The sequence below is a fragment of the Saccharomonospora piscinae genome (assembly GCF_005862235.1).
Lineage (GTDB): Bacteria > Actinomycetota > Actinomycetes > Mycobacteriales > Pseudonocardiaceae > Saccharomonospora > Saccharomonospora piscinae.
The window spans coordinates 120,156-142,954 of sequence record NZ_VCEK01000001.1 but is presented as its reverse complement, the minus strand read 5'-3'; the positions used below and the strand labels follow the sequence as shown (position 1 = coordinate 142,954).

At 72.0% G+C, this 22,799-nt stretch carries 22 protein-coding genes; 12 read left to right on the top strand and 10 right to left on the bottom strand.

Features of this window, described 5'->3' with window-relative positions; genetic code table 11:
* Nucleotides 1-34: 34 nt before the first annotated feature.
* The 4 genes from FFT09_RS00725 to FFT09_RS00710 all read left to right on the top strand — a co-directional run bounded on the left by FFT09_RS00725 (nt 35) and on the right by FFT09_RS00710 (nt 6,615).
* Nucleotides 35-2,836: an AfsR/SARP family transcriptional regulator gene (locus tag FFT09_RS00725; protein ID WP_167305308.1), complete on the top strand. Its 2,802-nt coding sequence runs from the start codon at nt 35-37 to the stop codon at nt 2,834-2,836.
* A gap of 103 nt (nt 2,837-2,939) precedes the next feature.
* On the top strand, nt 2,940-4,274 hold the full coding sequence (locus FFT09_RS00720; RefSeq protein ID WP_138381489.1) for an NAD(P)-binding domain-containing protein: 1,335 nt from the start codon (nt 2,940-2,942) through the stop codon (nt 4,272-4,274).
* A 44-nt stretch (nt 4,275-4,318) separates the two neighbouring features.
* Nucleotides 4,319-5,509, top strand: coding sequence for an MFS transporter (locus tag FFT09_RS00715; RefSeq protein WP_138381988.1), 1,191 nt, complete (start codon nt 4,319-4,321; stop codon nt 5,507-5,509).
* 41 nt (nt 5,510-5,550) lie between these two features.
* The gene (locus FFT09_RS00710; protein WP_138381488.1) at nt 5,551-6,615 is read left to right on the top strand and encodes an NAD(P)-binding domain-containing protein; all 1,065 of its coding nucleotides are present in this window, start codon (nt 5,551-5,553) and stop codon (nt 6,613-6,615) included.
* A 23-nt stretch (nt 6,616-6,638) separates the two neighbouring features.
* Here FFT09_RS00710 and FFT09_RS00705 read toward each other — a convergent pair whose 3' ends face one another.
* Nucleotides 6,639-7,043, bottom strand: coding sequence for an arsenate-mycothiol transferase ArsC (locus FFT09_RS00705; protein WP_138381487.1), 405 nt, complete (start codon nt 7,041-7,043; stop codon nt 6,639-6,641).
* Between the two features lie 55 nt (nt 7,044-7,098).
* Between FFT09_RS00705 and FFT09_RS00700 the strand changes: the two genes are divergently transcribed.
* Genes FFT09_RS00700 through FFT09_RS00690 form a run of 3 tightly spaced genes read left to right on the top strand, consistent with a single transcriptional unit; the run spans nt 7,099 to nt 9,108 of the window.
* Nucleotides 7,099-7,437, top strand: coding sequence for an ArsR/SmtB family transcription factor (locus FFT09_RS00700; RefSeq protein WP_244231116.1), 339 nt, complete (start codon nt 7,099-7,101; stop codon nt 7,435-7,437).
* Nucleotides 7,434-8,516: an ACR3 family arsenite efflux transporter gene (arsB, locus tag FFT09_RS00695; RefSeq protein ID WP_279631000.1), complete on the top strand. Its 1,083-nt coding sequence runs from the start codon at nt 7,434-7,436 to the stop codon at nt 8,514-8,516. The genes FFT09_RS00700 and arsB overlap by 4 nt, the downstream gene beginning before the upstream one ends.
* Before the next feature lie 43 nt (nt 8,517-8,559).
* Nucleotides 8,560-9,108, top strand: coding sequence for a hypothetical protein (locus FFT09_RS00690; RefSeq protein WP_138381485.1), 549 nt, complete (start codon nt 8,560-8,562; stop codon nt 9,106-9,108).
* Nucleotides 9,109-9,162: 54 nt separating this feature from the next.
* Here the strand turns inward: FFT09_RS00690 and FFT09_RS00685 are convergent, their stop codons facing one another.
* Nucleotides 9,163-10,533, bottom strand: a complete 1,371-nt coding sequence (locus FFT09_RS00685) for a hypothetical protein (RefSeq protein WP_208544320.1) — start codon at nt 10,531-10,533, stop codon at nt 9,163-9,165.
* Nucleotides 10,534-10,914: 381 nt separating this feature from the next.
* Between FFT09_RS00685 and FFT09_RS00680 the strand changes: the two genes are divergently transcribed.
* Together FFT09_RS00680 and FFT09_RS00675 are read left to right on the top strand one after the other, a co-directional pair.
* Entirely contained in the window at nt 10,915-11,862 is a 948-nt protein-coding gene (locus tag FFT09_RS00680; protein WP_081190258.1) for a hypothetical protein, read from the top strand.
* Nucleotides 11,852-12,772 carry an NADH-quinone oxidoreductase subunit H gene (locus tag FFT09_RS00675; protein WP_138381483.1) on the top strand — a complete coding sequence of 307 codons (921 nt, stop codon included), beginning with the start codon at nt 11,852-11,854 and terminating at the stop codon, nt 12,770-12,772. The genes FFT09_RS00680 and FFT09_RS00675 overlap by 11 nt, the downstream gene beginning before the upstream one ends.
* Before the next feature lie 11 nt (nt 12,773-12,783).
* Here FFT09_RS00675 and FFT09_RS00670 read toward each other — a convergent pair whose 3' ends face one another.
* Both FFT09_RS00670 and FFT09_RS00665 read right to left on the bottom strand, forming a co-directional pair.
* Complete coding sequence (locus tag FFT09_RS00670) at nt 12,784-13,215, bottom strand: CBS domain-containing protein (RefSeq protein ID WP_024873765.1); 432 nt, start codon at nt 13,213-13,215, stop codon at nt 12,784-12,786.
* Between the two features lie 84 nt (nt 13,216-13,299).
* The gene (locus tag FFT09_RS00665) at nt 13,300-14,079 is read right to left on the bottom strand and encodes a TerC family protein (protein WP_081190260.1); all 780 of its coding nucleotides are present in this window, start codon (nt 14,077-14,079) and stop codon (nt 13,300-13,302) included.
* 193 nt (nt 14,080-14,272) lie between these two features.
* On the opposite strand from FFT09_RS00665, the gene FFT09_RS00660 reads away from it, so the two are divergent.
* Both FFT09_RS00660 and FFT09_RS00655 read left to right on the top strand, forming a co-directional pair.
* On the top strand, nt 14,273-15,181 hold the full coding sequence (locus tag FFT09_RS00660; protein ID WP_138381482.1) for a sigma-70 family RNA polymerase sigma factor: 909 nt from the start codon (nt 14,273-14,275) through the stop codon (nt 15,179-15,181).
* A gap of 147 nt (nt 15,182-15,328) precedes the next feature.
* Nucleotides 15,329-16,852, top strand: coding sequence for a DHA2 family efflux MFS transporter permease subunit (locus FFT09_RS00655; protein WP_081190262.1), 1,524 nt, complete (start codon nt 15,329-15,331; stop codon nt 16,850-16,852).
* A 129-nt stretch (nt 16,853-16,981) separates the two neighbouring features.
* Here the strand turns inward: FFT09_RS00655 and FFT09_RS00650 are convergent, their stop codons facing one another.
* The 3 genes from FFT09_RS00650 to FFT09_RS00640 all read right to left on the bottom strand — a co-directional run bounded on the left by FFT09_RS00650 (nt 16,982) and on the right by FFT09_RS00640 (nt 19,221).
* The gene (locus FFT09_RS00650; protein ID WP_138381481.1) at nt 16,982-17,371 is read right to left on the bottom strand and encodes an STAS domain-containing protein; all 390 of its coding nucleotides are present in this window, start codon (nt 17,369-17,371) and stop codon (nt 16,982-16,984) included.
* A gap of 240 nt (nt 17,372-17,611) precedes the next feature.
* Nucleotides 17,612-18,070, bottom strand: a complete 459-nt coding sequence (locus FFT09_RS00645; RefSeq protein WP_081190264.1) for an Lrp/AsnC family transcriptional regulator — start codon at nt 18,068-18,070, stop codon at nt 17,612-17,614.
* A complete protein-coding gene (locus FFT09_RS00640; protein ID WP_081190265.1) occupies nt 18,067-19,221 on the bottom strand; it encodes a M24 family metallopeptidase in 1,155 nt (384 codons plus the stop codon). The genes FFT09_RS00645 and FFT09_RS00640 overlap by 4 nt, the downstream gene beginning before the upstream one ends.
* Nucleotides 19,222-19,298: 77 nt before the next feature.
* On the opposite strand from FFT09_RS00640, the gene FFT09_RS00635 reads away from it, so the two are divergent.
* The gene (locus tag FFT09_RS00635; protein ID WP_138381480.1) at nt 19,299-20,261 is read left to right on the top strand and encodes a 5'-3' exonuclease; all 963 of its coding nucleotides are present in this window, start codon (nt 19,299-19,301) and stop codon (nt 20,259-20,261) included.
* Here FFT09_RS00635 and FFT09_RS00630 read toward each other — a convergent pair.
* The 3 genes from FFT09_RS00630 to FFT09_RS00620 form a co-directional block, all read right to left on the bottom strand.
* Complete coding sequence (locus tag FFT09_RS00630; RefSeq protein WP_244231114.1) at nt 20,237-20,656, bottom strand: DUF4333 domain-containing protein; 420 nt, start codon at nt 20,654-20,656, stop codon at nt 20,237-20,239. The genes FFT09_RS00635 and FFT09_RS00630 overlap by 25 nt on opposite strands.
* A gap of 47 nt (nt 20,657-20,703) precedes the next feature.
* Nucleotides 20,704-21,894 carry a GNAT family N-acetyltransferase gene (locus FFT09_RS00625; RefSeq protein ID WP_138381479.1) on the bottom strand — a complete coding sequence of 397 codons (1,191 nt, stop codon included), beginning with the start codon at nt 21,892-21,894 and terminating at the stop codon, nt 20,704-20,706.
* A 74-nt stretch (nt 21,895-21,968) separates the two neighbouring features.
* Nucleotides 21,969-22,733, bottom strand: coding sequence for a DUF4333 domain-containing protein (locus FFT09_RS00620; RefSeq protein WP_138381478.1), 765 nt, complete (start codon nt 22,731-22,733; stop codon nt 21,969-21,971).
* Nucleotides 22,734-22,799: the final 66 nt, after the last annotated feature.

The following is a 22,799-nucleotide window of genomic DNA, read 5'->3' as shown; positions in this document are numbered from 1 at the left end:
TCGTCGCGTTCGTTCTGGGGGGAGGAGCTCACGGGTGTGGGAGATCCGCGTGCTGGGGCCGGTGGAGGTCCGGCGCGAGGGAATTGCCGTGCCCGTGAACGCCCGGATGCTGCGCGCGGTCCTCGCCTCACTCGCCATCCGGGCGAACGAGGTGGTCTCGCACCACACCATCCGGCAGGACCTGTGGGGCCCTGAGCCCCCGGCGAGCGCCAGGCCGACGGTGCGCAACTACGTCCGGCGGCTCCGGAGTGTGCTGGGCAGCGACGTGATCGACACCGCGCCCTCGGGATACCGGATCTCCACCCCGCCGCACCGCGTCGACATGGTGGACTTCGAGGACAGGATAAGACGCGGCACGGCACGCGGCGTCGACCCCGAGGAACGCCACAGGCTGCTGGCCGAGGCGCTGCGGCTGTGGCGCGGCGGGCCGCTCGCCGACCTCGACGGGCTCCCCGTCACCGAGCACGTGGGATTACGCCTGCACGAGCGGTACCTGCTGGCGGTGGAAGCGCAGGCCGCGGCGGCGCTGGTCCTGGGCGAGCACGAGCCGCTGCTGCCGCAACTGCGGGAGCTGGTCGCGCACCACCCCACCCGCGAGGGCCTGGTCGCGCAGTTCATGCAGGTCCTGCACCGCAGCGGACGCCGTGGCGAGGCGCTGGAGACGTACCTGTGGGTCCGCCGCAGGCTCGTCGACGAACTCGGCATGGAACCCGGCGCGGAGCTGCGGCGCGTGCATCGCCACATCCTGGACGACGCGCAGGCCCCCGCGGAGACCGAGCAGGCCGCGACCGTGACCGCCCCGAGCCACGCGGGGGCGCGGGCGCAGCTGCCGATGGACATCGCCGAGTTCACCGGCCGGGTCCGCGAACTGAGCCAGTTGCTGGAGCTCGCCGACCTGGACGGTGCTCGGTCGTCCACGGCGGCTCGCGTCGTGGCCATCACGGGGATGCCCGGCTCGGGCAAAACCCGGCTCGCCGTGCATCTGGCCCACCGGCTGGTCGAGCGAGGCCAGTACCCGGACATCCAGCTGTGGAGCGACCTGCGTGGCTTCGACCGCAGCGCCCCGCCCACCAGGGCCGGCGACGCGCTGAACAACCTCCTGCGCCTGCTCGGCGTCCCCGGCGCCCGCATTCCGGTCGAGGAGGAGGCCAGGGCCGCACTGTTCCGCAGTACGCTGGCGGGCAAGCGGGCGCTGTTGCTGCTGGACAACGTGGCCGACGAGGAACAGATTCGCCCGCTGCTGCCCGCCGACCCGAGCTGTCTCGTCATCGTCACCAGCAGGCGTTCACTGTCCGGCCTGGACGGGCTGCGGTCGGTGCCACTGGACGTCATGCCCGAGGCCGAGGCCGTCGACCTGCTCCGGCGCATCGCCGGAGCTTCCCGGGTACCCGACGACACCCCGGCGGTCCGCCGGGTGGCACGCCTGTGCGGGTTCCTGCCGATCGCGCTGGCACTGGCGGCGCGCCGCCTTCGAGACCGTCCCGTATGGACGGTCAACGATCTCGTTCACCGGCTCGACAGCACCGACCGGCGCCTGACCAGGCTGTCCGTCGGCGATCGCGACCTGCGCACCGTCTTCGAAGTGTCCTACCGCGCGCTGGCCCCCGAGCACCAGCGCCTGTTCCGGCTGCTCGGCCTGCACCCGGGAGAGGAGATCACCCCGCAGGCCGCGGCCGCGCTCGCGAACGTCCCGGTGGCCGACGCGGACGACGCACTGGAGTCCCTGGTCGACGAGCAGCTCCTGCAGCAACCCACCGCCCGGCGGTACCGGTTCCACGATCTCGTGCGCGTCTACGCCCGGGAGGTCGCGACGGCCGACGAGAGTCCCGCGGACCGCGCGACCGCGCTGGATCGGCTCTACGCCGCCCACCTGCACACCGCCGTGGCGGCGCGGGAGCTGCTGGCCTCCCACCACGGCGTGCCGTTCCCGCTGCCTCGGCCGGACGGGGTGCCGGGCGCCGCGACGTTCGCGACCAGGGACGAGGCGCTGACCTGGTGTGAGACCGAACTGGGCACCCTGTCCGCACTCGCGCGGCACGCCGCCGCCCACGGACCACACCCGGTGGCGTGGCAGCTTCCCGCCGTGCTGCTGATGTTCTACTACCTGCGCAGCCACTGGACGGACTGGATCACCACCCACGAGATCGGCCTCGAATCCGCCCGCACACTGGGCGACCTGCGCGGACAGGCACTGCTCCTACGGGGACTGGGGGTCGCGAAAAGCGACCTGCGGCGGTTCACCGAGTCGGTGGAGTGCCACCGCAGAGCCCAGGAGGCCTTCGAGGCGTGCGGCGATCTCGCGGGCTCGGCGTGGAACCTGAACAACCTTGGCGTCGTCCAGGTCGACCGGGGGCAGTTGACCGACGCGGCCGCCAACTTCCGCGCGGCGCTCGATCTCTTCCGCCGGGTCGGTGACACCTACGGTGAGGGCATCTGCCTCAACAACGCGGGCGACACCGAACGCAGGCGGGGCAGGCCGGAGCAGGCCGAGACCCTGCTGCACGAGGCGTTGACCGTGCTGGCGCGGATCGGCGCCGAGGACGGCCATCGCTTCACCTACGCCAGCCTGGGTGATCTGCACCGCGACCGAGACGATCACAGTGGAGCACTGCACTGCTACCGGCGCGCCGCCGAGGCCGCCCGCGCCGCGGGTGACCAGCGCACGGCCGCGCGCGCTGACCACAGCATCGGTGACTGCCTGCACGCACTGGGCGATCCACAGGGCGCACGTGAGCATTGGCGCACCGCGCTGACCACCTTCGACACGCTCGGCGATCCGCAGGCGGCGGCGCTGCGTGCCCGGGTGCCGTCGGACCCCTCGTTCGTGGCCGACTGACTCCCACTCCCCGCATATCGATGCCTGTCGATGGTTGCCATCATCGACCGCTGCCGATAGTGTCTGGATCATCAATCGAATCACATCGATCAAAGGAGTCCGGATGTCCGACTCACCGGTCGTCGTCGTGGGAGCGGGCCCCGTGGGGCTGGCCGCGGCGGCGGAGGCCGTCGACCGGGGACTGCCCGTGCTGGTCCTGGAGCAGGGCGCGAACGCGGGCGCGGCGGTGGCCGAATGGGGCCACGTGCGCCTGTTCTCCCGGTGGGGTGAACTCGTCGCGCCCGCCGCGCGGCGCCTGCTGGAACGACAGGGCTGGCGGCAGCCGGACCCTGACGTCTACCCGACGGGCCACGAGTGGGCCGAACGGTATCTGCGGCCGCTGGCCGCGGCGCTCGGCGAGACCGTGCGGTTCGGTACCGAGGTCGTCGGCGTCACCCGCCGGGGCCGTGATCGCGCGGTCGACGCGGGTCGCGACTCGGAGCCACTGGTGGTTCACGCCCGGACCGCGCAGGGCGAATCTCGTCTCACGGCGCGTGCGTTAATCGACGCGTCCGGCACGTGGGGCTCGCCCAACCCGCTGGGCGGTGACGGCCTGCCCGCGGTGGGCGAGACGGCGGCGAACGACCGGATCACCTACCGGGTGCCCGACCTGACCGACGCGGCGATGGCCGCGCGTTACGCGGGCAGGCACGTGGTGGTGGCGGGAAGTGGCCACTCGGCGCTGACCGCGCTCGTGACCCTCGCCGAGCAGGCCGAACGCGATCCCTCGACGAGGATCACGTGGCTACTGCGCCGCGACGCCGTGGGGGCGGCGTTCGGCGGCGGCGAGGCCGACCAGCTCCCCGCGCGCGGCGCTCTGGGCATGCGAGCACAAAGGGCGGTCGAGGCGGGCAGCATCGAGGTGGTCCGGGGATTCCGCACCGAGGCGGTGGAGCGTGACCCCCAGGGGCGGTTGTCCCTGCGGGCCTCGACGGGGCAGGTGCTGGAGGCGGTCGACGAGGTCGTGGCGGTGACCGGGTTCCGCCCGGAACTGTCGTGGCTGTCGGAACTGCGGCTGGCACTGGACACGACCCTGCAGGCGCCGGTGGCCCTGGCGCCGCTCGTCGATCCGAACGTGCACTCCTGCGGCACCGTGTACCCCCACGGCGCCGCGGAGCTGGCACATCCGGAGCCGGGAGTCTTCCTGACCGGGATGAAAAGCTACGGGCGCGCTCCCACCTTCCTGGCGATGACGGGATACGAGCAGGTTCGGTCGGTCGTGGCGGCACTGGCGGGCGACCGGGACTCGGCCGAGCGGGTGGAGCTGGTGCTGCCGGAGACCGGAGTGTGCGGCGGCGCCGGACTGGCGGCGGAACCGGCGGCGGCCGACGACGAGGGCTGTTGTGGCTCCCCCGCCGGAAGCCACGCGGTGTCGCTGTCCGCCCCGGCCGCCCGCTGACCGTCGTGACCGGCTCACGGGTGCCGACCGAGGTGCCCGCGCCGATGGTCGAGGGACGGCGCCGCGCGCTCGCCGCGCTGTGCGTCACCCAGATCACCAGCTGGGGCGTGCTCTACTACGCGTTCCCCGTGCTGCTCACCGAGATCAACACCGCGACAGGGTGGTCGCTGCCGTGGCTGACGGCGGCGTTGACCGCCAGTCAGCTGGTCTCCGCCCTGGTCGGCATCCCCGTGGGCCGGTGGCTGGACCGGTACGGGCCCCGCGTCGTCATGACGACGGGGTCCGTGCTGGCGGTCGGCTCGCTCATCGCGGTCGCCCTCGCGCCCAGCCTCGCGTGGTTCGGCACGGCGTGGGCGGTGACCGGTATCGCGATGGGAGCCGTGCTCTACCCACCCGCCTTCGCGGCGCTGACCCGCTGGTACGGACCGGATCGGGTGCGAGCTCTGACCATGGTGACGCTGGCCGGGGGATTGGCGAGCACCGTGTTCGCCCCGCTGACGGCCATGCTGTCGGCGCACCTGGACTGGCGCGGTACCTATCTGGCGCTGGCCGCGATCCTCGGAGTGCTCACCGTCCCGGCGCACTGGTTCGGGCTCCGGTTGCCGTGGCCGCCCGCACCTCGACCGGGCGCGCGTCACCACAGCGCCGATCCCGCGCGGGTGGCGCGCAGCCGGGCGTTCCTGGCGCTCGTGGTGTCGCTCAGCGTGGCGGCGTTCGCGACGTTCGCGGTGGTGATCCACCTGGTGCCGCTGCTGGCGGAACGCGGAATCGGCACCGCGACCGCGGCCGTGGCGCTGGGGCTGGGCGGTGCAGGCCAGGTGGCGGGGCGGCTGGGCTACGCCGCGCTGACCCGGCGGACCACGGTCCGCGCCCGCACCGCGGGAATCCTGCTGGCCATGGCGGTGACCACCGCGCTGCTGGGCGTGTTCACCACGGTGGCAGCACTGGTCGTCGCCGCGGTCGTCGCGGGGATGGCGCGCGGCATGTTCACCCTGGTGCAGGCCACCGCCGTCACCGAAAGGTGGGGCTCGACGCACTACGGCCGCCTGACCGGGCTGCTGTCGGCGCCGCTGACCGTCACGATGGCGCTCGCACCGCTCGCCGGCGCCGCGCTCGCCGAGCTGCTCGGCGGCTACGCCGTCACGTTCGTGCTGCTCGGAGCACTGACGGTGGCCGCCTCGGTGCTGTCGCTGGCGTCTGTCCCGACCACTTCGGCCACCGCAGCGACACGGTAGCCGACCTGCTTCACACCCTTTTCCGTGCTCGAAGGAGAGTCATGCACGACGTCATCATCATCGGAGGCGGACAGTCCGGCCTCGCCGCCGCCCGCGCGGCGCTGGAGGCGGGCCTCACCCCGCTGGTCCTGGAAGCCGGGCCGGAACCGACCGGGTCCTGGCCGCACTACTACGACAGCCTCACCCTGTTCTCTCCCGCCGGGTACAGCGGCTCGCCCGGCGCGCCCTTTCCCGGCGATCCCGAGCGCTACCCCACCCGGGACGAGGTCGTCGCTCACCTGCGTACCTACGCGGCGAGCCTCGACGTCGACATTCGGACCAGGACCAGGGTCACCGCCGTCACCACCGAGGACAGTGGACGGTTTTTCGTCCACACCGAGGCCGGTGACCCGCTGACCGCCTCGGGCGTGATCGCCGCCAGCGGCTCGTTCGGCAACCCACACCGTCCCGTGCTCCCCGGCCAGGAAAGCTTCACCGGCGAGGTCCTGCATGTCGCCGACTATCGCGACCCCAAGCCCTACGCGGGGCAGCGCGTGGTCGTGGTCGGCGGCGGCAACTCGGCCGTGCAAGTGGGTTTCGAACTGGCCGAGCTCGCCGAGGTCACGCTCGCCACCCGGCAGCCCGTCACCTTCGTGCCGCAGCGGACCGACGGCAGGGACCTGCACTACTACCTGCGCGAGACCGGTTTCGACGACCTGCCCCCGGAGTGGCTTGCCCAGCTCGTGTCCAGCACGCTCGTGCTGGACACCGGCGAGTACCGACACGCCGTCGAATCCGGCCGTCTGCGCCGTCGGCCGATGTTCTCGGGACTCGACCGGGACTCGGCCGTGTGGACGGACGGGCACCGGGAGACGGTGGACACGGTCCTGCTCGCCACGGGCTATCGCCCGCACCTGGACTATCTGGAGCCGCTCGGCACCCTTGACGCTGGCATTCCCCGGCACGTGGGTGGCCTCTCCACCACCCACGTGGGGTTGGCGTACGTGGGGCTGGAGTTCCAGCGCAGCTTCTCGTCGAACACGCTGCGGGGTGCGCACCGCGACGCCGAGTACGTCATGGGCCCGCTGGCCGCACACGTCCGCAAGGCCGGACGCCTCGTCGCCTGAGCCGGTGGTCGCCCCCCACCCGCTCAGCCGTCGAGGAGTTCGGCGAGCAGGCCCCGCACACGGCGGTCGATGTCGTCGCGGATCGGGCGCACGGCCTCGACGTCCCGGCCTGCCGGGTCGTCGAGGTCCCAGTCCAGATAACGCTTGCCGGGAAAGATCGGGCACGCGTCACCGCACCCCATCGTGATCACCACGTCGGCGGCCTCGACGTCGGAGGTGGACAACTTGGCGGGGACCTCGGCTGTGATGTCCAGACCCCACTCCGCGAGCGCCTGCGCCGCCGCGGGGTTCACCCGCTCCCCCGGTTCGGAGCCCGCCGATCGCACGGCCACGCGCCCCAGCGCGTGGTGCTGCAGCAGCGCCGCGGCCATTTGAGAGCGGCCCGCGTTGTGTACGCAGACGAAAAGCACCTCGGGACTGTCGGTCATCACACGCTCCAGAACACACCGGACGGCCAGGATGGGCTCAATGTATCATCATCGCGTGATATCAGTCAGTGATGATTCCCCACCCGCGACGGACGGGCTCCCGGCCGACCTGCTGCGGCTGCTCTCGGACCCGCTCCGCGCCCGCATCATCCGGCTGCTCGCCGGGGAGGCGCTGTGTACCTGTCACCTGGTGGAGGAAACCGGCGCGAGTCAGACCAACGTCTCCAACCACCTGCGACTCCTGCGCGAGGCGGGAGTCGTCACCACCGAGCCCTGCGGCCGCTACACCTACTACGTCCTGCGTGCCGACGTGCTGCGTCGCCTCGCGGCCACACTGTCCGACCTCGCCGCCGACGCCGAGCGCAACACCCGCAACCGGAGGCCCTGCCCGTGACCGACCTCAAACCGCAGCCTCCGGAGAACGACGTTCTGCGGCGCCTGTCGTTCCTCGACAGGTTCCTGCCCGTCTGGATTCTCGCCGCCATGGGCGCGGGGCTCCTGCTGGGCCGCTTCGTGCCCGGCCTGCAGGACGTGCTGGACGCCGTCACCATCGGCCCGTTCTCGGTACCGATCGCGCTCGGGCTGCTGTTGATGATGTACCCGGTGCTGGCGAAGGTGCGCTACGACCGGCTCGACTCCGTCACGCGCGACCGGCGCACGATGGCGCTGTCCCTGGTCCTGAACTGGGTACTCGGTCCCGCGCTCATGTTCGCGCTCGCCTGGCTTCTGCTGCCCGACCTTCCGGAGTACCGCACCGGGCTGATCATCGTGGGGCTCGCGCGCTGCATCGCCATGGTGATCATCTGGAACGACCTGGCATGCGGTGACCGGGAGGCCGCCGCGGTCCTCGTCGCGCTGAACTCGGTCTTCCAGTTGCTCATGTTCGGGGTGCTGGGCTGGTTCTACCTCGAACTGCTGCCGGGCTGGCTCGGGCTCGACACGACCAGCGTCCACTTCTCCTTCGGCGAGATCGCCCTCAACGTGCTGATCTTTCTGGGCCTGCCCCTCGCCGCGGGCTACCTCACCCGCCGCGTCGGTGAGCGCACCCGGGGCCGCGACTGGTACGAGAGCCGGTTCCTGCCCCGCATCGGCCCGGTCGCGCTGTACGGGCTGCTGTTCACGATCGTGCTGCTCTTCGCGTTGCAGGGCGACGCCATCACATCGCAGCCACTCGACGTCGCCAGAATCGCGTTACCGCTGCTGGCCTACTTCGCGATCATGTGGGCGGGCTCGTACGCGCTGGGCCGCGCCGCCGGACTGGCCTACCCCAGGGCGACCACGCTGGCGTTCACGGCGGCGGGCAACAACTTCGAGCTCGCCATCGCGGTCGCCATCGGCGTCTTCGGGGTGAGTTCGGGGCAGGCCCTGGCCGGAGTGGTGGGACCACTCATCGAGGTCCCGGTGCTCGTGGCGCTGGTCTACGTCAGTCTCGCGCTGCGTCGGCGCTGGGCGGCACGCACGACCACCGGGTGAGTTCGGCAGGACGGGCGGCTCGGCGGCTGCCAGCATCGGCTGCATGACCCGCCCGGCCACCGCCGCCGCTACCGACGCCGCCGCCACCGCCGCCCACTCCGCCTACTCGGCGGAGGGCTGGACGGACTTCGCGGTCGCCACGACCGGGGCGGCGGCGGCACTGGCGGGGCTGCTGTTCGTCGCTCTGTCGATCAATCTGAGCGGCATCCTGACCGGACGCGGTCTCACGGCCCGCGCCGCCTACACCCTCGTGCTGCTCGCCACTCCCCTGCTCGTCGGCGTCCTGCTGCTCGTGCCGGACCAGGACGAGCGAGTCCTGGGCGCCGAGTTGCTCGTGGTCGGAGCGGGCAGTGGCCTGGCGCTGGCGAGGCTCAGCCGACCGGGCCGACGGTCCCGCGAGCAACGGCTGGTCTGGTGGGCGGCCACCGAAGCGACCCCCGCACTGGTGCTCACGGCGTCGACCGCGCTCGCGGGCGTGGGGCTGCTCACCGGGGCCCTCGGTGGTCTGTACTGGGTTCCCGGCGCCGTTCTCGCCGCCTTCCTGGCCGCGCTGATCAACGCCTGGGTGCTGCTCGTCGAGATCCTCCGCTGACGCCCGCCACGCCCGCGCGGCCCAGCGGCGTGACGGGCGTGGCGGCGGTTCGGCTCAGGGTGCGATACCGACGCCCGGAAGGTGACGCAGGGCTCGTTCCCGCCCCTCGGTCAGCGCGGGCCAGTGCTGACCGCCCCGCCTCGGATACACGCGGTCCGCGTAGTCGGCCGGCTCGAAGTCCGGTTCGAAGAAGCAGCCGGTGCCGTAGCGGGCGTCGAACGCGGGGCACGCCCGCGCCACCGACCCGGGCGAGGGCCGCTGCCCGGTGCGGACCCAGCCGTGCAGCGCCGACAGCGCGGTCGCGTACTCGGCCTGGCTCAGCGTGCTGTGCTCCGCCTCCCGCGTGAAGGTCTGCACCAGCCGCTCGGCGTGACCCGCGCCCGCCAGGCTCGCGCGATAGGCCGACTCGTGCTCGACGAACGCCGTCGGGTCGTCGATGGCGTGCAGCGTCAGCACCGGCACGGTAACGGCGCCGGTCGCGTCACTGTCGAACGAGAGGTCCCGCAGCGCCGAAGGGTCCGGCGAGAACCGCGCCACACCCGCGTTGAGCGCCCGGTCGTCGTGGGAGCCGGTGTAGCGGACGCCGCGGTTGCCGAACGGGTTCCGTCCACCGAGTCGCTCGTTGACGATGTCGGCGAACGTGAACGTGGCGAACCGCAGGTGCGACTCCAGCGTGCGCTCCGGGATCTTCGTCACGGCGAGGATGTCCGTCAGGTTGCGCTGCTGCCGCACCGTGCGCCGGTCCGGCTCCGACTGGTATCCCGTGCATTCCTGCAACCGCTGCCGCAGCTCGGCCGACGTCAGGTCCGAGCCCTCCGGCAGTCCCTGCCACACCGGGTACCGGGGCTCGTCGGGCCGGGGATGATTACCGCAGTAGTACTGGTAGACCACCCGCAGATCCACGCGGAAGTCGTAGCCGCGCGAGCCTCCCGCCAGCATGCCGTTGGTCAGCAGGACACCGTCGTAGGGTCGCTGTGGCGCGGTGCCGTAGATCTCGGCGGCCTTCGCGGCCACACTGCCGCCCCACGACTGCCCGTGCAGCACCGTCGTGCGGGGCGCGCCGAACCGCTCGACGAACAGCCGCCGCAGGTTCTCGGTGTCCTCGGCGGCCATCCGCGCGCCGAACCCGCCGCGCCGGTACGCCGAACCGGCCCAGGCATAGCCCTCCTCGACCATCACCGACCACCGGGTCAGGTCACGCTCACTGCGCTCGGGGTCGGATCCCTCGGTGAGGCCGGGGCCGCCGTGCGCGTGCAGCACGAGCGAGCCGTTCCAGTCGTCGGGTATCGCGATCGTGTAGTACGCACCGTGCGAGTCCTGCCCGGCATAGCACGTCGCCGCGACCGTCAACTCCGCCGGGCACGCCGTGGCGGCCGGTCGCACCGGATCGGCCTCGACGGCTCCGGCGCCGGTCGGCGGAAGCACTCCGGCGACCGTGGCGGCCAGTGTCGCCGCGACGACCGCGATGCGCCCCCGGCGCGGTCGGTGTCTCGCCGATTTCACTCTCCCGCGAGATGGCTCACCCGTCAGCACAGCGACCTCCTTTGGTCTCCGGCGCGCGGTCGCGCCGCCGGACGGGGATGCTAGATCAGCTCACGGCACCGGCCGGAGTTCTGTTCATAACGTTCGCGAGCGCCGGTTCCTTCGTCCGTCACCCGGCGGAGTGGCAGGGCACTGTCGAGTGGCCGGGCCGGGCTCCGGCCAATACGCTGTGCGATCGCGGGCAGCGGGTCATGTGGACTGTCCTCACCGGACCGTACCGCCCGTTCCCGGCGAACCGGCGGCGAGCTTCGGGGAAGGCACGGTGTGGTGGAACTGAGTGCGTGGCTGCTGCGCCACACTCCGGTACGGCCCCTCGTCGTCGCGGTGCCGGGTGGCACGGGAGCACGGCTGGCCGTGGAGCGGGCGGTGCGCGAGCGCGGTTGGCGCCCCGCGCGAGGTCCCGCCGAGGCGAACGTTCTCGTCGTCGCCGGCGCGGCCGGTCCCGACCTCGAACCGCACCTGAGCCGGGTGTACGACGCGGTACCCGCTCCCCGCGAACGCGTCGACGTGGCCGGTGTGTCCGCCGCAGACCCACAACTCGATGCCGCGGCGACGGCCCTGCGCGACCTCTCCCGGCAACGCGAGCGCCTTCCCGCCACGCGCGGCACCGTCACCGCACCGCAGGCTATCCGGTCGCTGCGGCTCGGACCGGTCGCGCCGCTGTGGCCCGCGGGGCTCACCGTTCACGCGGTGGTCCGCGACGGGCTGCTCGCCGACGTGAGCACCGAGGTCGCCGGGGAACCGGCCGGATCGTTCTGGACCGCCGACGACACCAGAGCGCGCGCACTCGACGCGGCGGCGCGGTTGCTCGCGGTCGCGGGCTGGCCGGACGCCGCGCAGACGGCCGCGTACCTGCGCGACACCGCGCTCGCCGGGACCTTCGGCGCCGAACAGGCGCCGTCGCTGCGGCGCTGGGCGCGGCGGGTACGCGGATCGCCTGCGCTGCGCAGGCTGCTCACCGGAGTGGGCGGCGTCCCGCCGGGACCGTCCGTTCCCCGGTCGCTCACCGGCGACGCCCGCCGACGGCTGCACCGCTGGGTCACCGTGGCGGCGGGCGACGGCACGTCCCGTCCGGCGCGGGACGAGGCGACCCCATGGGCCCTCGCCGCCCTGCCGGGCCTGCTGCGGGCGAGTCCACCGGAGCGGGCGGGGCTCGTCGTGGCCAGCCTCGACCCCGACGCCGACGCCCTGGTGGGTACCCATGCCGGTTGAGACGGCGAGCTGGTGGGCCGCCGCCGCGTTACCCCTCGTCCTGGGGCTGCTGGCCCTGGGCGCCTCGGCCTTCGACACACGTCTGGCGCTGCGCGCGTCGGGAGGCCCGCGCCAGGGGGCCGGGACCGCGCTGGCCGCCCCCGCGCGGACGGTCGCCGCGCTGATGGTGCAGCAGGCGCGCGGTGCTCGTCACGACGGCGTCGCCACCCTGCGGCGCCGTGGCGCCGCGGGCGCCCTGCTGGCGACCGCCGTGCTCACCGCGGTGGTGGTGCCGTGGGGTGGGGCGGTGGTCGCCGACGTCTGCGGCGGCCTGGTGTGGTTCGGCGCGCTGGAACTCGTCGCGTGGGTCGCGCTGTGGTCGAGCTGCCCGGAGGGCACATCCGACGGCGCGGCCTCGCGGTTCGTCCGGCACGGCGCACACTGGCTGCTGCCGCAGGCTCTGGCACTGGGTGCGACGGCACTGGCCGCGGGGTCGTGGCGTCCTGCGGAGATCGTGGCGGCCCAGCAGGACGCGTGGTTCGTCCTGTGGCTGCCCCTCGCCTTCGCCGCCTACCTCGTCTCGGTCCGCGCCCGCGCCTTCGCCCGCCCCGGGTCACCCTGCGGCAACGGCACCGATCCGTTGCCCGGAATGTCCGGTGTGGACCGGCTGCTGGTCACCGCAGGCCGATGGACACTGCTCGTCACCGGCTCGGCGATGGCGGTCCCGCTGTTCCTCGGCGGCGGCGCAGGGCCGGTACTGCCGGCCTGGGCCTGGTCGCTGGTGAAAACCCTCGCCGTGCTGCTGGCGCTGGTGTGGTGGGCCCGCCGGACACCCGGCCCGAGCCCGGGAACGCTCGGTGGACACACCGTGCTGGTCCTCGCGGTGGCGGGGCTCGCCCAACTGCTGGTCGCCGCCGTCGTGGCCGGGTGAGGTTTCGGGGCTCAGCCGGAACGGGCCTGCTGCTTGCTGATCGCCTCGACGAAGTGCCCGACGGCGTTCTCCGGAAGGTTGCGGGCGACGTCCGCCTCACTGATCATGCCGACGAGCCGGTGGTTCTCCACCACCGGAAGGCGCCTGATCTGGTGTTCCTCCATCAACGTCAGCGCGTCCCGCACGTCGGCCTCGCTGTCGATGTAGAACGGCTTGCCCTGTGCCAGTTCCGCGGCCGTCACGTCCGTGGGGTCCTTGCCGTCGGCGACGCACTTCACCACGATGTCGCGGTCGGTGATGATGCCGTGCAACCGGTCGTCGTCCCCGCAGATGGGCATGGCCCCGACGCCGAGTTCCCGCATGCGTCGCGCCGCCGTCTGCAGCGTGTCGTGCTCTCCGACGCATTCGACGCCGGAATGCATGATGTCCTTCGTGTGGGTCATCGCAGGCTCCTGGGAAACGTGGTCCTTCCCTGCACCGTCGCGCGCGGGCCCCGGTCGGCGACAGGGCCCAAAGTCCCGCAGGCGTCAGCTCGCGCCGTCGGTGACGTCGGCGCCGCCCTGGTCGCTCTTGACGTAGGTCGGGTGGAGGTGGACCGGCTCCTTGGACCGCTTGCCGCGGGCTCGGAGGTTGAGGAACTCCACGAAGATCGAGAAGGCGATCGGCCCGTACACGTAGCCCTTGGGAATGTGGTGGTCGAGCCCCTCGGCGATGAGACTGCCGCCGATCAGCAGCAGGAACGACAGGGCCAGCATCTTCACGGTGGGATGCCGGTTCACGAAGTCGCTGATCGCCCTCGCGGACAGCAACATGATCGCCATGGCGACCACCACGGCGGACACCATGATCGCGAGTTCGTCGACCATGCCGACGGCGGTGATCACCGAGTCGAGGGAGAACACGATGTCGAGGATCACGATCTGCACGATCACCGAGGCGAAGGACACCGCCTTGCGGCTCGTGCCGTGCTCCGCGCCCTCCAGTTGCTCGTGGATCTCGTAGGTCGCCTTGCCCAGGAGGAACAGGCCACCGAGCAGCAGGATCAGGTCCCGGCCCGAGATCTCCTGCCCGAGCACCGTGAACAGCGGTGCGGTCAGCCCGATGACCCACGACAACGAGGCCAGCAACAGCAGGCGGGTCACCAGGGCCAGTGACAGTCCGATGAGGCGCGCCCGCTGTTGCTGGTGGTCGGGCAGTCTGCCGGCCAGAATGGAGATGAACACGATGTTGTCGATGCCGAGCACGATCTCCAACAGGAGCAGTGTGCCGAAGGCGATCCACAGCTCGGGGCTGAGCATCCACTCCATCGGTCGGAAGCCTCCATCCAGGTCGGCGGACGCGGCACGACACCGCGGTCAGCGGCGGATCTTTCCCGGAAATCCGCCCGGACGCCACCGCCTTCACCCGGATTCTTTCACGCCGGTACGCTCGTCGTGATCTCCACTCTTCTCGTCGGTGCCAGGACCCGCTCATCCTGATGACGTCCCGGGAGGAGCAAAGGTGACAGAGGCGGCTAAGGCGGCTAAGACGGCACAGCAGCGGGAACTCGCGACCCTGTTCGACGCCGAGCGCACGCGGCTTCGCGGGGTGGCGCTGCGCCTGCTGGGCTCGCTCGACGAGGCCGACGACGCGATCCAGCGGACCTGGCTCAAGCTCAGCCGCGAGGACACGACCGGTATCCGCAACCTCGCGGGCTGGCTGACCACGGTGCTCGCCAGGGAGTGTCTGGACCTCCTGCGTGCCCGCACACGGCGGGCCGAGTTCGTCCTGCCTGACGACCCACTCGCGCCCACGTCCCCGAATCCGGTCGAGGACGACGTGGTGCTGATCGAGTCGGTCGGCCGTGCGCTGCTGGTGGTGCTCGACCGGCTGAGCCCGGCCGAGCGGGTCGCCCTCGTGCTGCACGACGTGTTCGGCATGCCGTTCACCGACGTCGCCCCCGTGGTCGCGCGGTCACCGGTGGCGGCCAAGAAGCTCGCCAGCCGGGCCAGGCAGAAGATCGGCGGAGGTGCTGTCACCGAACCGTCGTCGCGGCGGCGACTGGCGGAGCAACGGCGTCTCGCGTCGGCATTCGTCGCTGCCGCACGCCACGGCGACCTGGCCGGGCTGCTGGTCGTCCTCGCGCCCGACGTCGTGCGCACCGCCGATGCCGCGGCCGTGCCCGAGGGAGTGCCTCTGGCGATCAGCGGGATCGACGCCGTGGCGCGGGAAACGGCGGTGCTGGGCGGGCGAGCCGCCGCCGCGACGCTGGTCCTGGTGGACGACACGGTGGGCATCGTGGTCGCACCGGGCGGTCGGCCGAGGCTCGCGCTCGTCCTCACCTTCCGGGACGGCCGGATCAGCGCCTACGACGTCGTCGGCGATCCCGCCCGGCTCGCGGCGCTGCGGCTGCGGCTCCTCCCGGCGTAGTACCCCTCCGGCGGAACAAACGCGTCGCACCCTGTCAGACCCCCGGGCTAGGCTGGTTCGTACCAGGGGGCGCCACCTTCGCGACAACGTCGTCTCGCTTCGCGTCTCCGTTCTGCCCGTACAGCGAAGCCATGTCAGAGGTCGCCCATGCACGACAACACCAGCGCCGCACCCGCGGCCACCGAAGCCAGACCCGCCGCGCCACGCGCCACACCGCTCATCGCGGTGCTGGTCACCTCCGCGTTCGTGATGATCCTCAACGAGACGATCCTCAGCGTGGCGCTGCGCGACCTCAGCCTGGAACTCGGAGTGGCCACCACCACGGCGCAGTGGCTGACCAGTGGCTTCCTGCTCACCATGGCGGTGGTCATCCCGATCACCGGGTTCCTGCTCGAACGGTTCACACCCCGCCAGATCTTCCTGACGTCGCTGACCCTGTTCAACACGGGCACGCTGCTCAGCGCACTCGCGCCCGGGTTCGGGATGTTGCTGGCGGGCCGCATCGTGCAGGCCTGCGGCACCGCGGTCATGCTGCCGCTGTTGATGACCACGGTCATGCGGCTGGTCGCCCCCGAGCGGCGTGGCGCGACCATGGGCACCATCACCATCGTCATCGCCGTGGCACCGGCCCTCGGGCCGACCATCGGGGGTGCGGTGCTGTCGTCACTGGGCTGGCGCTGGATGTTCTGGATCGTGCTGCCGCTGGCGCTCATCGCGCTGGCGATCGGAGCGGCGTGGCTGCGGCTCGACAGCACCACCCGGCGCGTGCCGCTCGATCTGCTGTCGGTACTGCTGTCCGCGATCGGCTTCGGGGGACTGCTCTACGGCCTGTCCTCCATCGGCGAGTCCGGCGGTGGCTCCCATCCCGTGCCGCCGTGGCTGGCGATCACGGCCGGGATCGCCGCACTGGCCGTCTTCGCATTCCGGCAGACGCGGTTGCAGCGGGCCGACCGCGCACTGCTCGACCTGCGCCCGTTCACCCACCGGAGCTTCACCGTCGCCCTCGTGCTGACCGGGTTGCTGTTCATCTGCCTGCTGGGTGTGGCCTCGATCATGCTGCCGCTGTACCTGCAGACCGTGCTGAACACCAGCACGTTCGTCAGCGGGCTCGCGGTGCTGCCGGGAGGTCTGGTGCTGGGCCTGCTCGGACGCCCGGTCGGCGCCCTGTTCGACCGGGTCGGCGCTCGCCCGCTGGTGATCCCGGGCGCCACGGCCATGGCGGTGGCGCTCTGGCTGTTCACCACGCTGGGCCCGGAGTCACCGCTGGGCCTGGTCATCGGCATCCACGTGCTGCTCATGGCAGGGCTCGGGCTGATGATGACCCCGCTCATGACCGAGTCGCTCGGGTCGCTGCCCGACCACCTCTACTCACACGGCAGCGCGATTCTGTCCACGCTGCAACAGGTCGCGGGTGCTCTCGGCACCGCCGTCTTCGTCACCGTCGCGGCGCTGGGAAGCTCCGCCGACGCGGTGGGGCCCGACGCGGGTGGACTGCGAGCGGCATTCGTCGTCGCCGGAGTCGTCGGCATCCTGGCGGTGCTGACGTCGTTGCTGGTGCGACGGCGCCCGGACGGCGGAAACGGTGCGGACGGCGCGGACGACGCATCCCGGGTCGAGTCCGCCGACGGTCCCACCACGCGCGATTGCCAGGATCAGGCGCCGGTGGCCTGAACGACGGAACGGCTGTCCCCGCACGCTGCTGAACGGGGACAGCCGAGCCGACGTCGTACGCCCCGTCGGCGGCCGGACGCCGGCCACCCCGTCATTACCCACAGTGGCGGGCGGTCCAAACCGTTGATGTCACCCGGCCACGGCGTCCGCGGTGGCCGAGGTGGCGGCCGGGTCCAGCGAGGCCAGCGCCTCGTCGAGTGTGCTGGTGAGCACGGTCAGCTGCTGGTCAAGGCCAGTGATCTGCAAGGGACGGTAGGTCACCCTGGTGGGCGCCAGCACCCGCAGTTCCACTTTCCGCCGCGCGCACACGTCGGCGAGCCGCAGCAGCTGGCTCAGACCGCTGGAGGACAGAAAGGTGAGTCCGGTCAGGTCCGCCACGACGCCGCGCCGGGCGGCCTCGCACGCCTGTTCCAGCTCCTTGCCCAGTTCCTGGGTACCGAGCAGGTCGAGCTCGCCGTGCAGGCGAAGGACGGTGATCGCGTCGTGGTGTGTGATTCGGGTCGTACAGGACTGAGTCATTGCTCGCGTCTCCTTCCGCCAGCCTTGTTACTCCGGCGTAGGTGAACTGAAGGGCCGACCATCCGGGACACGGCGTCGGGAAGCGAGAAAGCACAACTCAGGCCTGCCACGGTAGCTGGGCAGCCACATGGACGCGGCTGCCTGCTGAACCGCTATCCCCGAACACTACGCACCGCAGCGGCACATCGCCAGTTCGGGTGGATTTCGACACAAGGAGTGACCTGCCGCCACGGCCCTTGATCAGAGCGTCGGCGAACGTCCCTCGTACGGGGTGGACAGCACCACGGTCGTGCGCGTGGAGACCTTGGCCGACTCCCGGATGCGGCGCAACAGGTCCTCCAGGCCCAGGGGTGAGGCCACGCGCACCAGCAGGACGTACGACTCGTCACCCGCCACCGAGTAGCACGATTCGATCTCCGCGATGTGCTCGAGCCGCTGCGGGTAGTCGTCGGGCGCGGCGGGATCGTTGGGCGTGAGGGAGATCAGCGCTGTCAGCGGCAACCCGATCTGTTCCCCGTCGAGCCGGGCCGTGTACCCGCGGATCACGCCACGCTGTTCGAGGCGCCGCACCCGCTGATGCACGGCCGACACCGACAGCCCCACCCGTTCGGCCAGGTCGGTGAAGCTGCGCCGCCCGTCGGCGGCGAGTTCCCTGACGATGGCCCGGTCCAGTGGCTCCAGTCCCGCGCCGGTGGTCATGCCGGCAGGACGGTCAGCTCGTGGGGCCGCGTGTTCAACGGCTCGACGCCGTCGGCGGTGACCACCACGATGTCCTCGATCCGCGCACCCCAGCGTCCCGCGTCGTAGACGCCCGGCTCGACGCTGAAGGCCATACCGGGTTCGAGGGGCAGGTCGTTGCCGCCCATGATGTAGGGCTCTTCGTGGACATCCAGCCCGATGCCGTGCCCGGTGCGGTGGATGAACAGCTCGCCCAGCCCCGCGTCGGTGAGGATGTCCCGCGCGGCGGCGTCCACGTCGTGTGCCGTCGCGCCGGGCCGCACCGCCGCCACCGCGGCGGACTGGGCCCGTTGCAGCACGGCGTAGGTGTCGGCGACGCCGGGCGCGGGCTCCCCGACGGCGTAGGTGCGGGTGGAGTCGGAGTTGTAGCCCTCCGGGATCGGGCCACCGATGTCCACGACCACCACGTCTCCGGCCTCGATGACCCGGTCGGACACGTCGTGGTGCGGGCTCGCGCCGTTGGGACCGGATCCGACGATCACGAAGTCGGCCCGCTCGTGCCCCTCGGCGACGATGGCCTCGGTGATGTCGGCACCCACCTCGGCCTCCGTGCGTCCCGGCCGCAGCCACTCCCCCATGCGCGCGTGAACGCGGTCGATGGCCTCGGCCGCCCGGCGCAGGGCCGCCAGCTCGGCGGCGTCCTTGCGCATCCGCAGTTGCCGCAGCACGGGCCCCGCGAGCGTCTGCTCCGCGCCGGCCACGGCGTCACGCAGCCGCAGCACGTGCAGCGCGGCCATGGTGTCGCTGACCGCGACCCTGCCGGGATTGCGGCCCAGCCGGTCGGCCACCATCCGGTACGGGTCCTCGCCGTCGACCCACGTCGCCACCTCGATACCGAGTTCGTCGGTGGGAACGTCGGCGTAGCCGGGCTTCTCCAGCGCGGGCAGCACCAGTGTCGGCACGGCGCCGGAGCTGTCCCGGGCCGGCACGACCAGCACGGACAACCGTTCGAACGAGCCGCCGGCCTGCCCGAGCAGGTAGCGCAGATCGGAACCGGGCCCGATGAGCAGCGCATCGGTGGCGGCATCGGCCGCGGCGCCGCGGGCGCGATCGAGCCGGGCGCGTAACGTGGCGGCAGCGGGGGCGGGGTTGTGCAGCGAACGACGCGACATGGCCGAGAGCCTAGCCCGGTGGTGTGGTGGCCGCCCGCACACCCACCGGGGTCGGTGGCGTGTGGCAGGCTGGGCCCGTGACCGCCCCGCTGGTGCTGCTCGACGCCGCGAGCCTGTACTTCCGTTCGTACTTCGCCCTGCCCGAGTCGATGACCGCGCCGGACGGCACACCGGTCAACGCCGTGCGTGGCTTCACCGACACCGTGGCGCGCGTGCTGACCGACCGCCGCCCGGCCGGGCTGGTGGCCTGCCTCGACGCCGACTGGCGACCCGAGTTCCGGGTGCGGGCGCTGCCCAGCTACAAGGCACACCGGGTGGCCGAGCCCGCCGAGTCCGGCCCGGACGCCGAGGAGGTGCCCGACACGCTGACTCCGCAGGTCCCGATCATTCTGGAGTTGCTGGAGGCGGTCGGCCTCGCCACGGCGGAGGCCGAAGGATACGAGGCCGACGACGTCATCGGCACGCTCGCCACGCGGGAGCGGACGCGCCCCGTCGAGGTCGTGACCGGCGACCGGGACCTGTTCCAGCTCGTGCGCCACACACCCAGCCCCGTTTCGGTGATCTACGTCGGCAAGGGCTGGGCGAAGGCCGAGGTGCTGGGGCCGGACGAGGTCGCCAACCGCTACGCGCTGCCGACCGACGGCGCGGGCCCCGCCTACGCCGACATGGCGATGCTGCGCGGCGATCCGTCCGACGGCCTGCCCGGCGTGGCGGGTATCGGCGAGAAGACGGCCGCCAAGCTGATCAGCCGGTTCGGCTCGTTCGAGTCACTGCTCGAGGCCGCGGCGACCGGTCACCGTGACGTGCCGCCCCGGGCGAGGAAAGCGCTGGCCGAAGCGGCCGACTACCTCGCCGTGGCGCCGCTGGTGGTGCGTGTGGCCACCGACGCGCCCGTGACGGCCACGGCGGGCGAGTCGGTCCCCACCGGACCCGCCGATCCGGAACGGGTCAAAGAGCTGGCCGAGCGCTACAACCTCGGTGGCTCGGTGACCCGGCTGCTGGCGGCCCTGCCCGGTCACACGGGAAGTCCCACCTCGTAACGGCCGTCCTCGTCGAGGATCTCGATGGGCACCCGTGCGGGTTCGCCGCCGATGCGCGCGGTGCAGTCGAACGTGTTGCCCACCCGGACCGGCTCCGCCGCCGGGCAACTGACGCTCTCCACGTCGGCGATACCGTAGCTGCCGCGCAGTACCGAGCGCACGGACTTCTCCACGGCCGCCTGGTCCAGTGCCTTCGGGACCGGGGTAAGCGACGTGTGATCCGCCGACGGCGAGGTGACCGGCTCCGAGGTCACCACCGACCGCGAGGTTTCGGTCGCCCGCCCGCCAGCGTCGTCGGCGTCGTCGCCGTCGCCGTCACCGGCGCAGGCTCCCAGCGTGACGGCCGCGCCGGACACCACGACCGCCCATCCCCACCGCATACCGCGAAACCGCACCGCCGGACACTCCACCCGTCTGCTTGTCGTTCGACCTGCCTCTCGGCTCAGAAGAACGTACCGCACCAGGGGGCCCGCCGAGTACGGGCCAGTTCGTCGAGCCGCACCGCCACGCCGGGGTCGAGCACGCTGATCCGGCCCGCGTCCACCAGCGCCGAGGGCAGCCACCCGCCTGCGAAAATCATCGCCAGCTCGGCCACGCCCAGTGCGGCATCGGCAGGCTCGTCGGTGCGGCTCACCTCGTCCGGACCCACCCGGTAACGGCCGGTGTTGTGGTCGAGAACCGGGTCCGTCACCTCCAGCACCAGCGGCGCCCCGTGCCAGGTCCGGGCGGCGAGCGCCGCTTCGACGTCCACCAGCCGCAGCCACGTCTCGTCGGTCAGCTCGGTGGTCTCGCAGGCGCGGGGGTCTGTGAGCAACAGCTCGACCGGCTCGTCGAGCGGCCGGTTTCGCGCGATCACGGTGTCGACCAGGTCCACGCCGAGCAGGAACCGCCACAGCCCGGCGAACGCCGTGGCGTTGCCGCTGTGGAGATCGACCACGCGCAGCGTCGCCGACATCCCGGAGTCCCGGCTCACCCGGTAGAGCGCGAAGCCGTCCGGGCCGTCCGCGCCGTGGTGTACGAGGGCCACCGCGGGGTCGTCGCCGCTGCGCATTCCCGCGAACAGCCCGGGCCACCACCGGTCGCGGCTCATCATCCCCGGCCGCAGGGGCAGGGCCGAGTACACCTCGGGCAGCCTGCGTTCCGCCTCGTCCAGATCGAGCATTTCGATCCGACCGCCCTCGGGGGCGTCGGGCCGCAACCGCGCCCGCTGCCGGGACACGGTGTACGAGCGGGCGCGGCCGGCGATCCCGTAGCCGAACCGCCCGTAGATGGGCCCCTCGGTGGCGTACAACGTCGCGGCACTCACTCCGCGACCGGCCAGCTCGGCCAACTGGGTACGCATGAGCCCCGTCAGCACGCCGCGCCGCGTGCGGTCCGCCCGTACCCCCACACCCGTGACCGCGGCCAGCGGGACCCGCGCGCCGCCGGGCACGACCAGCTCGGCGTCCGTGGACCGCGCCGTGCCCACCAGCTGCTCGTCGAACGCTCCGAGCACGCGGCCCGGCTGGAACACCGGGCGGACGCGCTCCCACTCCTCGTCGGTCCCCGGCCCAGCGTGCAGGGCGGCCCGGAAGAGCCGGTGAGCGGAACGGAACTCGTCGTCGCGCAGCGCGCGGACCGCTACATCGTTCATGTGCTCGATCCTGTCGTCCGATGCGGGTGCGGCGCCAACCATTTGCGAGCGAGCCGACACCACCGGACGTGCGATCAGCCTTGCGCGGTGGGCGGCTCCACGGTGTAGTGACCCTCGTCGCTGGTCACCGTGATCTGCACGCTCTGCTGTTCACCGTTGACCGTGGCCTCGCAGGAGAAGGAGTTGCCCTCCTCCACGGCCTGATCGGCCGGGCAGCTCACGCTTTCGACGGTCAGTCCGAAGCTGTCCTCGAGCAGCCCCTGGACGTCGCTCTGCATGCTGTTCTGGTCGAACACGGTGGGGTTGAGCAGGCCCGGTACCCAGAACAGCACCACGGCGGCGGCCGCGAGTACGACCACGGCCGCACCGATGCCGATCCAGAGACCCTTACCCGGTCCGCCGGACGAGGGTTGCTCCGGCGGCAGCGGTGAGCCGTACTGGCCGTAGGCGTTCTGCTGGTCCTGGGGCGCACCGTAGGGCTGCTGCCCGTAACCGGGCTGACCGTAGCCCTGCTGCCCGTAGCCCTGCTGACCGTACGGCTGCTGCCCGTACTGGCCCTGCTGCTGCGGCGCGCCGTACTGCTGGCCGTAGGGGTCCTGCGGTATGCCCTGAGGCGGCGACTGTTCGTACGGGTTCGATCCCGGCTGCTGACCGTACTGGCCCGGCGCGCCGTATCCGGGCTGGCCGTACTGCTGGCCGTACGGCTGCTGGGCCTGCTGACCGTACTGTTGCTGCCCGTAGGGTGGTGAGCCGGGTTGCTGGGCGAAACCCCCGGTTCCCGGATTCGCGGGCGGTTGCTGACCCCACTGCGGGTCGTTACCTCCGTACGGCGCGCTCATCGTGTTGCCTTTCGCCAGTCACAGCCGGTCACCGTCGCACAGCGGTGGCCGCGCCACGCGCCCGCC